This window comes from Chitinophagales bacterium (assembly GCA_019638515.1).
Taxonomy (GTDB): domain Bacteria; phylum Bacteroidota; class Bacteroidia; order Chitinophagales; family LD1; genus UBA7692.
This window is the reverse complement of the sequence record JAHBTS010000007.1, coordinates 16,211-31,938: the sequence shown is the minus strand read 5'-3', so window position 1 is coordinate 31,938 and position 15,728 is coordinate 16,211. Positions and strand designations below refer to the sequence as shown.

At 41.6% G+C, this 15,728-nt stretch carries 12 protein-coding genes; 11 read left to right on the top strand and 1 reads right to left on the bottom strand.

Annotated features, from left to right (window positions below; translation table 11 throughout):
* Positions 1-15: 15 nt before the first annotated feature.
* From KF872_11125 to KF872_11090, 8 genes are all read left to right on the top strand, one after another.
* The gene (locus tag KF872_11125; GenBank protein MBX2904093.1) at positions 16-3,483 is read left to right on the top strand and encodes an SBBP repeat-containing protein; all 3,468 of its coding nucleotides are present in this window, start codon (positions 16-18) and stop codon (positions 3,481-3,483) included.
* 92 nt (positions 3,484-3,575) lie between these two features.
* Entirely contained in the window at positions 3,576-4,157 is a 582-nt protein-coding gene (locus tag KF872_11120) for a hypothetical protein (protein ID MBX2904092.1), read from the top strand.
* Between the two features lie 69 nt (positions 4,158-4,226).
* The gene (locus KF872_11115) at positions 4,227-4,721 is read left to right on the top strand and encodes a hypothetical protein (GenBank protein MBX2904091.1); all 495 of its coding nucleotides are present in this window, start codon (positions 4,227-4,229) and stop codon (positions 4,719-4,721) included.
* Between the two features lie 59 nt (positions 4,722-4,780).
* A complete protein-coding gene (locus KF872_11110) occupies positions 4,781-5,800 on the top strand; it encodes a TlpA family protein disulfide reductase (protein ID MBX2904090.1) in 1,020 nt (339 codons plus the stop codon).
* A gap of 58 nt (positions 5,801-5,858) precedes the next feature.
* Positions 5,859-7,004, top strand: a complete 1,146-nt coding sequence (locus KF872_11105; GenBank protein MBX2904089.1) for a hypothetical protein — start codon at positions 5,859-5,861, stop codon at positions 7,002-7,004.
* An 11-nt stretch (positions 7,005-7,015) separates the two neighbouring features.
* Positions 7,016-7,495: a DUF1573 domain-containing protein gene (locus KF872_11100; GenBank protein MBX2904088.1), complete on the top strand. Its 480-nt coding sequence runs from the start codon at positions 7,016-7,018 to the stop codon at positions 7,493-7,495.
* Between the two features lie 3 nt (positions 7,496-7,498).
* Positions 7,499-9,616: a T9SS type A sorting domain-containing protein gene (locus KF872_11095; protein ID MBX2904087.1), complete on the top strand. Its 2,118-nt coding sequence runs from the start codon at positions 7,499-7,501 to the stop codon at positions 9,614-9,616.
* A 59-nt stretch (positions 9,617-9,675) separates the two neighbouring features.
* On the top strand, positions 9,676-11,115 hold the full coding sequence (locus tag KF872_11090; GenBank protein MBX2904086.1) for a hypothetical protein: 1,440 nt from the start codon (positions 9,676-9,678) through the stop codon (positions 11,113-11,115).
* A 262-nt stretch (positions 11,116-11,377) separates the two neighbouring features.
* Here KF872_11090 and KF872_11085 read toward each other — a convergent pair whose 3' ends face one another.
* Complete coding sequence (locus KF872_11085) at positions 11,378-13,609, bottom strand: helix-turn-helix domain-containing protein (GenBank protein MBX2904085.1); 2,232 nt, start codon at positions 13,607-13,609, stop codon at positions 11,378-11,380.
* A 258-nt stretch (positions 13,610-13,867) separates the two neighbouring features.
* Here KF872_11085 and ytxJ point away from each other — a divergent pair, with 258 nt between their 5' ends.
* From ytxJ to KF872_11070, 3 genes are read left to right on the top strand one after another with little or no spacing between them, the layout of a single operon-like run.
* Positions 13,868-14,215 (top strand): bacillithiol system redox-active protein YtxJ, encoded by a 348-nt coding sequence (ytxJ, locus tag KF872_11080; protein MBX2904084.1) that lies wholly within the window; start codon positions 13,868-13,870, stop codon positions 14,213-14,215.
* A 15-nt stretch (positions 14,216-14,230) separates the two neighbouring features.
* Positions 14,231-15,370: an outer membrane protein assembly factor BamD gene (bamD, locus tag KF872_11075; GenBank protein ID MBX2904083.1), complete on the top strand. Its 1,140-nt coding sequence runs from the start codon at positions 14,231-14,233 to the stop codon at positions 15,368-15,370.
* Entirely contained in the window at positions 15,363-15,695 is a 333-nt protein-coding gene (locus KF872_11070) for a DNA-directed RNA polymerase subunit omega (GenBank protein MBX2904082.1), read from the top strand. The genes bamD and KF872_11070 overlap by 8 nt, the downstream gene beginning before the upstream one ends.
* The last annotated feature ends 33 nt before the right edge of the window (positions 15,696-15,728 follow it).

Genomic DNA, 15,728 nt, shown 5'->3' with positions numbered 1-15,728 from the left:
AAAAAATATCGCATTATGAAAAAACTATACATCATCGCAGTATTGCTCAGTGCAGCCACTGCCATTAATGCCACCAACACAGCCAACCTCAGCGCACAGCGCAGCGAACTGCGTTTTACCGAAAATGCAGGGCAGGTAGCCGACCTGCAAGGCAACCCCCGCCCCGATATTTTATTTACCGCACACAGCCGTGGAGTAAAGCTGTTTGTAAGCCACACCGGCATACACTACCAATTTACCCGCACGTTTGAAAAAACGACAGAAAAAAGCGATAAAGCGCTGACCGCTAAATTTGAACACGCTGAAATTGACAGCACCCAATTTTACCGTATGGATATGCAATTAGTGGGCGCCAATGCCAATGCCACTATTATTAAAGAAGGCGAAGGCAGCGACTACGAAAACTACTATCTGGCTCACTGCCCTAATGGCATACTGGGGGTAAAAAACTACACCCGCATTACCTACCAAAACATTTACCCCAATATAGATTGGGTAATATACAGCAAGGGCTATTATATGGAATACGACTTTGTGGTAAAGCCCGGAGGCAACCCTGCCGATATAAAAATTAAATACGATGGAGCAGCTAACTTATATACCGATGCCGAAGGCAAGCTGCACGCCACCACTCCGCTGGGCAAAATAACCGAAACTGCTCCCTTTACCTATCAGGGCATTAAGCAACCGATAAAGAGTAGTTTTTTACTGCAAGGCGATATATTGGCGTTTGCGGTAGGCAACTATAATACCAACGAGAATTTAACAATAGACCCCGTAGGCGAGTGGGCTACCTATTATGGGGGGGCTGGCGAGGATTATGGAAATTCAGTAGCTACGGATGCTTCCGGCAATGTGTATTTGGCAGGAAAAACAAACTCCACTTCCGGAATAGCCTCCGGTGGCTTCCAAAACACTATTGGGGGGAATACTGATGCCTTCTTAGTAAAATTCAATAGCACCGGTGGTCGTATTTGGGCAACCTATTATGGGGGAACTGATGAGGATAATGGAAATTCAGTAGCTACGGATGCTTCCGGCAATGTGTATCTGGCAGGAGAAACATTCTCCACTTCAGGAATAGCTTCCGGTGGGTTCCAAAATACTTATAAAGGGCATGATGCCTACTTAGTAAAATTCAATAGCAGCGGTGGTCGTATTTGGGCAACCTATTATGGGGGGGCTTATCCTGATTATGGACATTCAGTAGCTACGGATGCTTTCGGCAATGTGTATCTGGCAGGAGAAACATTTTCCACTTCCGGAATAGCCTCCGGTGGGTTCCAAAATACTTTTGGGGGGGGGAGCTTAGATGCCTTCTTAGTAAAATTCAATAGCAGCGGTGGTCGTATTTGGGCAACCTATTATGGGGGGGCTGATGAGGATTATGGAAATTCAGTAGCTGCGGATGCTTCCGGAAATGTGTATCTGGCGGGTACCACCGCTAGCGTGACAGGCATTGCATATGGTGGATTCCAAAATAATTTAGGTTGGAATTTGCAAGCGTCTATGCTTCCAGATGCTTTTGTTAGAAAATTTCAGCAAAGTTGTTATCCCGTACCCAACGGTAGTGTAACATATGAGTACGATACACTCCTTGTTTGTAAAGGTGAAATAATCAACGGTATACCTTTGTACTATCAAGGCACTTATCTGATTGAACAAGTTGCTAATAACTATGGTTGTGATAGCATCTTTAAGTTTGTAACTGTTTACATTAAGAATCCCGGCATAGGACAACCAATCATAACTGATATCACTTACGATTCAGCATGTGGGCAGTATGGTGGTGCTTACTTCCTAAAAGCATATTATTCTAACCAAGATTCAATTCAGTCATGGATTTGGAGTAATAATAATGTGGGTATTAACGCAGTCATCACCCAACCGGGCACTTATACAGTTAGTTATATAGATACATTCGGTTGTATATCACCACCCTCTGAGCCGGTAACTATTACAAGTTTACCATCCGTTACTAATTGCGGGGGTAGTTTATTGTTAGAAACCGATAGCGTGGTCAATTACTTTGATACGCTTACCGTAGTAGTAAAAATTCAAGACCCCGATGCCATCTTCTCTATTTTTGCCAAGCTCAACTACAACCAAAACCTATTGGAAATGGTCAGCAGTCAGGTGGGCAATGTGCTGGGCAGCAACATTATTTACCAGCCGCCCATTGCCACCAACGGCAAAATAGATTTTGGTATGACCCGCACCTCCGGGCAGCAGGGCGTAACCGCTAATGGAGTGGTGTACACCTTCCGTTTTAAGCTCACCAACCTGCCTAACCTACAGTTTAATGCACAAACCCCCAACGAAACGGTTACTCTCTTCTGGTTATCTAACCCCGTAGTAAACGATGTATTGGGTGCTCAGCGCAATGTGCGGTTAAAACCCTGGGCTGATAGCACCCGCATACGCTACTACGTACCCGTATGGCCCGGTGATTTGAATAACGATAAAAAATGCAATGTAGCCGATATATTGCCCATTGGGTATTTCTACAACCGCACCGGTCCTGTGCGCCCCAATGCCAGTTTGCAATGGATAGCCCAACCTGCCAACCTGGGCAGCGGAAATAACTGGGGGCTGGTAAAAACCAACAAAAACGATAAAGCATGGGCAGTGTTTGCCGATGCTAACGGCAATGGCACTGTTGACCTTGCCGACCAGAATGCCATTGGCTTTAATCTTAGCAAGGTTCATGCAAAAAAGGAGGAGGAGTATCACAACCCAAATCGTGGTGCTGCACGGGCAAATGCAACTCCGCTGTTAGTTGATATTCCCGCCACACAGTTAGATTCATCTCAACTGCCATCTACTATTAATGTAGCTATCAATATTGGTGATAATGCCAATCCAATAGATAGTCTGTATGGGCTTGCTTTCGATATTTTATTTGATGCCTCGGCAGTTGATGTTGCCAACATCCAAACGGACTACTCCGGTTCCATGTTTGGTACACTTGGCACCAATTACATAAAGATTGAAGATAACCAATCAACCCAAGGGCGAATCAGCATTGGACTTACGCGTTACAATACCTCAGAGTTAACTAGCAATGGAAAAGTATTAACATTGTCTTTACCAATTAAAGAAAATGCTCCAAATGGTTGGTTTAAAGTAGAGGCGGTACCTATTGCTGCCAATGATAAATTAGGCAATGAAAAGCTCATTAACTATGGCGTTGATTCAGTATTGTTAATTACCGGCTTTGAGCCGGTAGGCGTTATAGATATTGATGATAAGGCAAGCATTTACTTATTTCCAAATCCAAACACCGGAAAGTTCACAATTACCTTTTCCGACTCTAAGCCACGGGATATTAAAATTGTTGACATAACCGGCAGAACAATTTTGCAAAGCCGTATTAGCGAAAAACAAGAGATGGATTTGCATGATGCTTCAAGCGGTATCTATATTCTCCAGGTATTTGAAAATGGAATGAGCAAGCAGATAAAATTTATCAAGAGTAGATAAGTTACTCTCCATCTCGGAAAGAACAATAACACAACATAAACCCAGGCAGCCGAAAAGGGGATTATAGAGTAGGCAAAAAAAACAAACAAAATATGAAAAACAACATTCTACTTTTTGCCATTGCCGGCATTTTATTAACATCCTCCTCATGCAGTACTATCAGATGGAGTACGCGCGACACAGCTTCTATGGATGTTACAAAATCAGGGATTTACACTAAAGCCAAAGTGGCCGATTTAAAAATTGAAAATACCCGTTCCGTTGGTTCATCGGCTGGCGATGTAAAAGAAAAAACTATAGAAACCATTAAAGCCGAAGCCCTTCAAAATGCACTGCGCTCCACTCAAGCTGACATTTTGGTTGAACCTATCTATGAGGTAGAACGCGATGGAAGAACCATTACCGCTCGCGTTTCGGGCTTCCCGGCAAAAATTACCGGATTTAAAGATATTACTGCCGAAGACACTCTTTCATTCAATACTGCTAGTAAGATGTATATCCGCTCAGCCAACCTTAGTAGCACCGATGCAGCCCAGCAAGCCATTCAAAAAGACTACAATGCCCGCGAAAAAAGAAGGAGAATTGGCAAAGCAATAGGACTGGGTGTAGGGCTTGGAGTGGCGTTACCCGTGATTTTGGGGGTAGGTTTGGGTGTGGGGCTTGGATATGAGTAACATTAAAAAAACAAGCCCAACCCCGGCAGCCGAAAAGGGGATTATAGAGTAGGCAAAATAAATAAGAGTATGAAAAGTATAATTATTACAGCTCTACTTAGTTTAATGGTAGTAGGTGTTTTTAGCCAAACAGAAACGCCAAAGTTTCTAAGACTAAAAGCATTGGAAATAAATACTCCTATAAGGGAGGTAGTCAATGCGTTGCCACTCATCTCGTCAGAGGATTCTGCCGCACAGGTTTTCATGGTTAATACCATCCTCACCGATGTGCTTATCGGCAATTTGCAGGCATTTGAAAAGGGCAACGATGAAACACCACTAAGCATTGATGAGGTAAAAACCCGTGTGGGCAGAATTGATTCTACCTACACCAAAGGGAAGTATTTTACTACCTTTCCTTTGGTAAACAGTGTGCGGTTTACAGAGAAATGGACCTACAGCGGCTCGCAAAAACAAATGACCAAAGCAGTGGCGCGCATAGACTTCTTCAAAGAGTTTATCTCCAAAGAGGGAGTCCACATGGGAAACTCCAATCTGTTTTATGTAAAACTGAAAGAACAATAACACCACATAAACCCAGGCAGCCGAAAAGGGAATTATAGAGTAGGCAAAAAAAGCTAGCAATGAAAACTATTTCTATTTCACTTTTATTTCTCTGCATCGCCCTTGGCACCAAAGCTCAAAACACTTCGTTGTCAGGTAGCATTATTGCCCCGACAGGCGACAGCGTTTTTCTTTATTATGACTACCAAAAAGGTGAAGATTACGTTAGCGACAAACTTGGGGCTGTCAAACTGAGCAAGAATGGCAGTTTTGAAATGAAATTCAATCTTGACACGGCAAAGTCATTAAGATTTTTTGATGGACAGGAGGTTACTTTCATTTTTATGGTACCCGGAGACGAGCTAAAACTAACTCTCCATACATCCTATTTTGACGAGACGTTAAGTTTTTCAGGAAAAGGAGCTGAACGCAACAACACATTAGCAGGTTTCGTTCTTGCCGATGAGTTGGACTGGCAACCGATATATGCTAATATGAAAAATGGCGATACCGCGAAGCTATTTGCAGATATCGATACAATAACCAACAGAATGGTTGCTACAATAACTGATTACACTAAAGTCTATCCAGAAATGGCTGACCTACTAAATCAAAGGAAAGAGGGTAAGTTGAAGCAAGCAGAACAACAAAAAAAGCGAATACGCGAAGCAATGGAGTTCAAAGTGTTAGTAGTTGACATGGTTGGAAAGCCACTGGTGGATATTGTCGGCACGGGACTTAATGGCGAAAAAGTAAGTCTGGCACAGTTTAGAGGCAAGACCACCGTAATAGATTTCTGGGCAACATGGTGCGGACCCTGCAAAGCTGAAATACCTCATTGGACAAAACTGGAGCAGCAGTATGGCAATCAAGTAAACTTTGTGAGTGTTAGTGTTTGGGACAATTTGGAGACATGGAAGGTAATGGCAAAGGAACTGAAACAGACTCACCCTATGTTTATTGACAAAGAGGGAATAAAACAACTTAAACCCTACATGATTAAGTCCATACCACGATACATGGTTATTGATAAGGACCTGAAAATAGTTACTATCGATGCACCCCGTCCATCTTCAAATGAACTTCAGAAACTATTTTGATTGTAAACCCCGGCAGCCGAAAAGGGGATTATAGAGTAGGCAAAAAAAGGATAAGCGCATGAAAAATCTAAACAAAACGTTAGTACTGGCAGTAGCATTGCTATTGCTCATTAGCATTAATGGTTGCGATAAAAAGGGTTGTACCGACTATGATGCCTGCAATTACAATACAGATGCAACTAAGGATGACGGCTCCTGCGATTTCAGTTGCTATAATTGTGTGGATTATCTTTATCAGGGGTCTGGTTCCTGCACAAATGGCGTAATAGTGGGGCCAGGTTCCTGCTGCCCCTCCGACTATCCATATTTCTGTTCAGCAACAAACAAATGCTATTCAAGTTGTAAATCAGCATCAAATGCATGCACTGGCGGAACGGTAACAAAAGGATTAAGCAGCACAGGTGGTGGTGGCGGTAGCGCAGGTTACAATTGCAATGGCAGTAGTTGCACTTATGTAAGCAGCGGAGCGCAATATTCAACCCAATCAGCCTGCCAGAGTGCTTGCGGAGGAGGCGGCACATGTAACTACACCACATGGTCAGGTACCGGCAGTTGCTCCAGCGGTTGGTATCCTGTTTATACAGGTAAATGCTGCTCATCGTCCTATCCTTATTACAGCACAGGTGCTAATAGTTGCTATCAAACTTGCTCTGCAGCAAAATCTGCCGGAGGCTCGGTTTATTATATAAATACCTCAGGCGGTGGCGGCACTTGCAGTTCTACTAATTATACGGGTTCGGGCAGTTGTTCTTCGGGTAGTGTATTGGTGAGCAGTGGCAAATGTTGCCCGTCTTCATCCCCTTATTATTGTTCATCAAAAAATTCATGCTTTGCTACCTGTGCCGATGCCGCAAGCGGATGCAGCGGCACGGTTTACAAGGGTACTTCATCGGGCAGCAGCGGTGGGGGATGCAGCAGCTCAGATTGGGCTACATGGAACTCGTATGGGCAAGTTGTTGAAAATAAATACACTACTGCTTATTGTGGAAATACCAATGATGTAAGCGTAAAAGTCAGAAATGGCTCCAACCAACAAATGGACATCAGAATTTGTATTCAAAAAGTGGGTGGCACTTGGGATTGTGGATTAGAGTGGTGTAAAAGTTCAGGTGGCACCATGTCTTACTGGTCATGTAAAAGCACGGGCAGTGTAAAATACTACTTACGACCCTGCAATAGCACTTGCCCATTTCCAAACCCTTAAAAATTTATTCCATGCGTTTAACCAATTTATTTCTTTTCATTATTTCTGTTTGCCTTTGTATTCAAACATACATTCAGGTAAAGCAATTTTCACAGCCCAATGCAATTACAACAAGTGCAACACCCCCACCGGCAGAGGGCGTTGCACCCATCAACTCTATACCCGACTTACCGCCCACAGCCGTTCAGTTTAGCAAAACCACACACGACTTTGGTATAATAAAAGACGATAAAAAGCAATACACCACGTTTGAGTTTACCAACTCAGGCAAAGAGCCGTTGATGATACTTGGCGCAGAAGGCAGTTGCGGCTGCACCGTACCCACCTGGCCCAAAGAACCTATCGCCCCGGGCGAGTCGGGTAAAATTGAAGTGGCTTTTGACCCCAACGGCAAAAGTGGTGAGCAGAGCAAAATTGTAACCATCACTGCCAATACAGAACCCAAAACCACCATACTCACTGTAAAGGCAACTATTGTAAAGAGCAATTAAAATATGAGAAACAGAATACATGCATTTTTTATGTTGGTTGTATTCATGGCAGTTGTGCAGCAGCTAACAGCCCAATGGTCGGTATTGGGTACAAAAGCGTTCAGCTCTGGCAAAGCGTATGCACAAGTTATACTCAAAAAAAGCCCTGCCGGAGTATTATATGTTGCTTTCCACGATAGCACGGCAGGAGGTTCTTGCGCTATACAGGTAATGAAATTTACAGCAGGTCAATGGACACAGGTAGGAAGCATACCTTTTGGCAACACCACTCCCGGAAGGATAGCATTTACTATAGATAATTCCGAAACTCCCTGGATTTTCTATTCTGCACCTGTCGATGGAAAAGGTGTGGTACGCAAGTTCACTGGCAACAGGTGGGTATTTGTTGGCGATTCTATTTTTGGAATAAGCGAAAGCAATGCACACTGGCCCTGCATAGCTGTTATGAATACAGGAACACCAATTGTTGCTTATGCCGATTTTAATAACAACCTGAAAGCTACCGTTAAGTATTTTAATGGTACCGATTGGGTGCTGTTAGGCAATACTGTGGCCTCCTCCACCTTTATATCTACTTGGCTCTCGCTGGTTGTTGATCAAAATGATCAACCTTTTCTTGCGCTCAAAGAAGGTTCGCCAAGTAATGTTGTGCGGGTAAAAACGCTCAGTAATAATAACTGGATTTATGCCGGCTCTCAAACTTTTTCCACTTCTAATCCCAGCTATTACTCGCTTCACCTTAGTTCCAACAACAAAATTTTTTTATGCTACGGAGATCAAACAGGAGGATCCGATCCTAAAATATATCGCTTTGATAATCCAGGCTGGACAAGAATAGGCGATTACTTTGACGGGGCTAATATGTGTTTCTATCCATCGTTGGCAACAGATGCTAATGAAGTTCCCCATATTGTCGTTCAGGATAATAATACTTTCGACCACCGCGCTTCGGTTTTTTTCTTTGATGGCGTAAATTGGATTCCGGCAGGCGATACAGGTATTTCTGACAGATGGGTAGGCTGGAATGGAGATTTTGCTGCTTCATCTCTCACAATAGCAATAGATAATACAGGTACACCGGTTATTGCCTATGCCGATAATGCCAACGGGCGTAAAGTTACCGCCATGCGGTATCAAGGTTGTGTAGGTTGTGTTTGGCCCGGAGATGCCGACAACAATGGTGTTGTAGATAATTTCGACCTGCTGCCTATAAGCGTAGGCTATGGAAAGCAAGGCGCGGCAAGACCCACAGCCTCTATACAGTGGCAAGCACAGGCAGCCCCAAACTGGAACGCATCTTATCAAAATCTGGTCAATTACAAATTTAGCGATACCAACGGCAACGGGATTATTGACAATACCGATGTGGACGCAATCAATCAAAACTGGAGTTTAACACACAATAAAACCGATGGTAATGAAGCTTCAAGAAACGCTCCGTTCATCTATTGCAAAATTCTGAACGATACCATCTACCCCTCCGATACCATCACCATTGAGGTATGGACGGGCGACAGCCTGAAAACCATACCGGACGCTTATGTCTTTGCTGCTGACATTCAGTTAGACCCTGCCGTTGTTAGTCCCAGCTCTTTACAAGTCAGTTTTGAAGAAAATTGGTTAGACACGCTTTCAAAGCTTGTTACATTGTCTAAAGTTGATAGCAGCTCCGCAAAAGTTTACTTGGGCATTGGCAAAACAACTTCGTTTCCTAGTTCTGGCTTTGGGAAAATTGCCACCATAACTGCTGTTGCAGTAGACAGCATCCATATCACGAGCCATACTGACGGGTTGGCAATCATTACAAAAAACAGGCAGGCAGATAATATGGGAAACACCATTATCCTCAATCCAAAAAGCGACAGTGTTTTTATTATAGGTAATCCGGTGTTATCTGTAAATAAAAATCTTACAGATAATAAAGTATTGATTGTTCCCAATCCCGCCTCCGGCAGTATTCACATCTCCGGTATTGCACAAGGTACGCCAATAATCATTGCCAACCTTTTGGGCGAAGTGGTGTACTCTGCCAAAGCAAAATCAGAAACGGAAATTATACCCATAAATAATTTGCCATCAGGCATGTATTTCCTGAACAAACAGAAATTTATTAAAGAATAAAAACCAACCCAGGCAGCCGAAAAGGGGACTATAGAGTAGGCAAAAACAAACTATCTATTATGAAAAGGCAAGTTGCTATCGCAACATTTATTGCGCTGACACTTACACTAAGTTGTATAACAGCATGCAAAAAAGAAAACAACAGCAACAAAGGTACGCCCACATCCGGCTCTGTTTACGGAATGGTGGTGAACGAAGGGAATTTACCCGTTAAAGGAGCCAAAGTTTCAGCAGGGAGCCAAACTGTGGTTACCGATGTCTATGGAAAATTCGAACTGAAAAACCCAGTTGCCAATACAGACGTAGTGCTGATTAAAGCTACTGCGCCAGATTATTTTCCCGGCTACCGCAATGTAACCAAAAGTAAAGACGCTTCCGATTACACAGTAATTAAGCTGATAAATTATGATGGCTCTGAAACTCCTATCGGAAACGCAGCCACAGGCGGCAATGCCTCCTTTGGAACTTTTTCAATATCCGTTGGCAACAAAGGATTTGTAACGGAATCGGGAAGCGCATATTCAGGTAGCGTAACCGTACGCGCCCGTTATATTCAAGCAGATGATCCCTCTATAGACGAATTAATGCCCGGAGGCGATTTCTCGGCATTAGACACCAGCGGCAACCCGGGCATTATGGAAACACAAGGTTTTGCAGCCATTGATTTTATTGACAATAACGGTAATATACTGACACCCAATCCGGGGAATGCCAGAGTTGCTATTCAGCTATCTCCACAAGTAGCCTCATCGCTTTCTTCATCATCACGCGCATGGACTTTTAACGAAATCTCAGGGCAGTGGAATTACAGCGGAGGAATTACAGTGGGAAGCTCTGAAGTAACCTTGGATTTCATCAGCAGATTTATTAATTGTGATGTTTTTGCCAGTGCCTGTGTAATTACCGGGCAAGTTGTGGATTGCAACGATAAGCCCGCCAAGAACAGAAAAGTAGTTTTTAGCAGCGACATACTACGCTACTCAACTTTTACAAATACCAATGGATATTACAGCATACGGGTTTCATCCCGCCCCGGCAACTATAAGGTAAGTTGTGAAGATGCTAGTGCAAATGTTGCCGTGTATACCAATGGCAATGTTACAGCCCCCGGGATTAAAACCAAAACAAGTTTTTATAGCGACACTTACTCAGCCTTTGCCGTCACTACAAGTTTCAATGGCGGATGCTCTTTAAGCTATAGTAATGTATTAGTGGGGGCTTCAATTGCATGTGCTGCATCAACAAGTCAATCAAGCATAAATATAAAAGGCGAATGGTCCCAAAAAGGCGATTCCTGCTGGACATGGGCTGATGCTTTTGATGTAAACTTACCGCTTACCAATTCAGGTGGCACTTACTCTGGCAACATTACCTACTTAGGTATTGCTTTCAATCTTTCAAACGGTAAGGTAAATGCTGATAACACCTTCTCTGCCAATGTAACGGTAAACGACCCCGATTGGGATGCTCCCATCACCAAAAATATCAGTTTGAAATAACAAAACCTAATTCAAAAATAATCAGCAATGAAAACAAAAACACATCTTTTTGAAGTGAAGAACCTTTCAGGTACGGTGTTTCAAACAGGTTCGTTTACCGTAGCTTAAATTATTCATAGATTTATTATTTGCACTAAATAAATCGGCTATCTTTTCATAAAATAGGTTTACGATTATTCGTGTTTTAAATTTGAATAAAACAGGTGCAAATAGAGAGATCAAGAATCAAGCGCTAAATGGGAAGGCGAAAAAGGCAGTTGCTCTAATATATATCAATGTCGGTTTGCAGGCTTGCTTTTACCATTTTTAATTCTCCGAAAGAGAACTGCTCTTCAAAAAGGTTTTTTAGTTCTGTGAGCGATAGTTTTGGGTATTCTTCTATACTATTTTTTATTTCGATCCAACGTTCGTAGGTCATTATTTTAAGTATGGGTACTTCTCCTTGTTGGATTAGTTTTACAAAGTGCGATTCAATAGTGCTTTTGCTTAGGTTTCTTTCGTGTGCAATGGTTTCTAGGCTTTTTCCTTCTTGGTACATTGCCAGTGTAACACGGTAGGTTTCGCCTTTTTCCTTTTTCTTCTTTTCGGGCTTTTCGGGTGCTTCAATTTTAATGTTTGCTAGGGCTGTTCGCCACGAAGTATCGAAACTGTTTATCCACTCTTTTTTTATGGAAGACTGTTCTTGTAGTATAGTGAGTGCAATGGTTTCGCATTTATGAATTTGCCTTAGTTTGTTTAAAAGTTGGGCATCTAATTCTTCTAATTCTTCTGCGTAGGCTTTGGTGTTTTTTGCCAATTGCATTTTGCGTTTATGCAGGAAAACTGCCGCATCAATTTTCTTTAAAGGTTCGGTAAAATAGTTTTTGGCAGCCTGTAATCTTTCAATAATAAAAGGCTTATCTATTGTTTTCTGTGCAAAAATGTATTGAAGTTGATTAGAAAACTTTTCGGCAGTTTGGGCAATACTTTTTAGGCTTTCTAATTGTTCTTGTGCCCATTCTAAGTGCTTTTGTTTTTCAGAAAGGTTTTCGAGTTTGTTGTAAGATGCAAGATGCATTAGCCAATCGCGCTGGAGTTGCGAAAAATCGTAACTGTCTTTTACAGAAATTTGTAGATATTCCATAGAAGCATGGAGCAAGTGCTGTGTTAAGTTGCCTTGTTCTTCTTGGGAGTTTTCGTAGTGCAATACCGATGTGTCGTTTGCAATGCCACGTACAGAAAATGGAGTAGATAAAACTAATCCGTTTAAACTGCGCAAACGCGATAGCGCTACATAAGTTTGCCCAGAGGCAAAGATGTTGCGCACATCAATAATTGCCTTGTCGAATGTTAAACCTTGGCTTTTGTGTATGGTAATTGCCCAAGCCAAGCGCAATGGATATTGCGAAAATGAGCCTAAAACTTCTTCTTTAATTTCGCGAGAGTTTTCATCTACCGAATAGCGAATGTTTTGCCAAGTATGGCGTTCAACTTCAATATGTGCATGCGAATCGGTTTCAACAATAATGGTGTCGTTTTCAATTGACTTAACCGTGCCAATTTTGCCATTAAAAAATTTGCCTTCGCCCGAATAGTCGTTTTTAATAAACATTACTTGCGCATCTTTTTTGAGTACAAGCGCAGTTTCGCAGGGGAAAATATTTTCGGGAAAATCGTTTTCTATAATGGCATGAAAGGTAGAAGGGTGGGAGGGAATGTTGTGAAGTTCGCGCTGGTTTATTTCATCGGCAATGCGGTTGTGCGTGGTTAAAGTGATAAAACCATCTTCGGGCTTAGGTTTAAAATTGGGAATATAGTAGCGGTTTAGCTCTTCAGCATCGTATGGTTCTATTTCGTTGTAGCGTATTCGGTTGAGTATGGCGGTGAATTTTTCATCTTGCTGGCGATAAATTTTATCTAATTCAATATACACGGGCGGATGCTGCTGTAATACTTGTGCGGCAAAGAAAAACGGGCTGTGGTAGTATGCTTGCAATAGCTTCCATTCTTCTTTTTTTATTACCGGAGGAAGCTGAAGCAAGTCGCCAATAAACAAAACTTGTAAGCCACCAAAAGGTTGGTTTTTTCTGCGTATATGTTGTAATACAAAATCAATTGCATCGAGCAGGTCGGCACGCAACATGCTCACTTCGTCTATAATAAGTAACTCGGCTTCGCGTATGGTTTGGCGCTTGCGTCCATTCATTTGCAAATGCCTACCTAAAGTGGCTTTGGTTTCAAACTTTACAGCACCATCGGCAATAAAACTTCCATGTGTGGGTAGAAAACCTCCCAACGGTAGCTGAAATTGTGAGTGTAGCGTTACTCCTCCGGCATTGAGTGCGGCAATACCGGTGGGTGCTGCCACAATTGTTTTTTTATGTGAGGTTTCTATTATCTTTTTGAGCAAAGTGGTTTTGCCCGTTCCCGCTTTACCGGTTAAAAAAATGTTTTTAGAGGTAAAATGAATAAAGTGTTCTGCAATTTGAGCAGGAGTGCGCGTTGGAGAAAGCATGGCAGTTCAATAATACAATTTCTATTTCCCAAAACTTGACAAAAAGAATACACAGCGGTATGTTGCTAACAATAAAAACAATTTTTAAGGTATTTTCGCGTTCATTTTTTAAACTTGCGCCATGAACAAATTAATGAAATCAATTATTGCAGTTGTTTCTATTGCCGGAATTATAGGCATAAGTTCCTGCCATCGCCAAACTTGCCCAACATACACTAAAGCAGAAAGCAGCGTTAAAGAAGTTCGTGCCTAATTAGTATGAATTGGTTAGAACTAAATAGCGAGGTTCGTGTAGATGAGCTGGAAACGCTTTCTTTTGAACATCCGATAGCTGTTTTTAAGCACAGTACTCGGTGTCCGGTAAGTGTTTTTGCTAAAAAGGCTTTTGAAAAAGAATGGCAAGCTCCAGAAAGTGAGTGTCCGGTTTTTTTGTTGGATTTATTGGCTTTTCGCCCTGTATCTAATGCCGTAGCCGAAAAGTTTAATGTGGTGCACCAATCGCCACAACTTATTGTTTTACATAAAGGCAAAGTGGTTTATACGGCATCGCACGAAAATATAAGTGCCAGTGATGCCTGTAATGCCATATTGGTTGCTGCTTCATAAATTATTTCGTACGGAGTGTTTAAACATTTTTCCCTCTCTTTATTTTTCTTAGCATTTGTTTTGCTGTGGCAAAGTTGCGATACTCCCGAACAATTATTAAAGAGTACTGATTTAGATTACAAGTACAAAAAAGCCATGCAGTGGTACAATAAGAAGCAGTACTACAAATGCATTCCCGTGTTTGAAGAGTTAATGGGCTTATATAAAGGCTCAAAATCTACAGAAGAAATATACTATTACTATTGTTTGGCCAACTATAAGCAAGGCGACTACATTATTTCATCGTATCACTTCAAGAACTTTTTCGATCTTTATCCCGCCAGCACACATGCAGAAGAGTGTTTGTATCTTCATGCTAAGAGTTTAGATAATCAATCGCCACAGTACGAGCTGGAGCAGGTAAATACCTATAAGGCCATAGAGGGCTACATGCTGTATCTTAATAATTTTTACGATAACCATAAGCGGATAGACTCTTGCAATATGGCTATTACCAAATTGCGGAAAAAATTAGAGAAAAAAGCACTGAGTAACGCTGAGTTGTATTACAAAACCGGGCACTACCGCGCAGCGGCCACCACATTTGAAAACTTACTTGAAACATTCCCTGATATAGATAATTCAGAGCGTATCTATTTTATGATTGTGAAATCTAATTTCAAATTTGCTGAAAATAGTATTCCGTCTAAAAAGGAAGAGCGCTATAGGCATGTTTTAGACAGTTACTTGGCATTTAATCGCAAATTTTCTTCAAGTAAATATATAGCTGAGGCAGAGGAGTATGAGCAAGAATCGCACTATAAACTGCTGAAAGGCTTAATAGAACATGCACAAACTTCTAATATGGGAGAAAGAGAGCGCATCCTATCTAAATGTATTAAAGAAGCCGACATACAGAGAGAAAAAATTAAGGATGAGAAAGTAAAAGCAAAGTGTAATACCATAAAGGAACATGCTTACTTTTTAATTGTGAAAAACAATTTTTTACTGGCAGAGGAACAGCGGGGTGCAGCAAAAAATGAACCGTTAGAAAAAACTGTGAAAAGTTATTTTATCTTTGCCGACCAATTTAAAAAAAGTAAGTATTCTCGCGAGGCAGAAAAAATGTACCGCATTGCTTACAAAACACTGGAAAAAATAAAAGCTAATGGATAAAAGTAAGAAAGTAAAGTTGTCGCAGCTGAATCCTTACATCGAAACTCAAAATTTGGCTTCGCTTGCCGAAAGAACCGGTAATGTGTACAAATCTTTGTATATTATTTCTCGCAGATCAAACCAAATTGGTAAAGAATTGAAAGAGGAGTTGCATTCTAAATTAAAAGATTTTGAATCGCACGATTCTTTAGAAGAAATAAACGAAAATCGCGAACAGATTGAGATTTCGCGCTTTTATGAGCGTTTACCGCACCCAACCATTATTGCAACCACAGAATTTGTGGACGATGCAATTTACTATCGCGACAATACAGACGAAAACTAAGAGAAGCCTTAGTTGCTTCTTAAAAAATAAGCC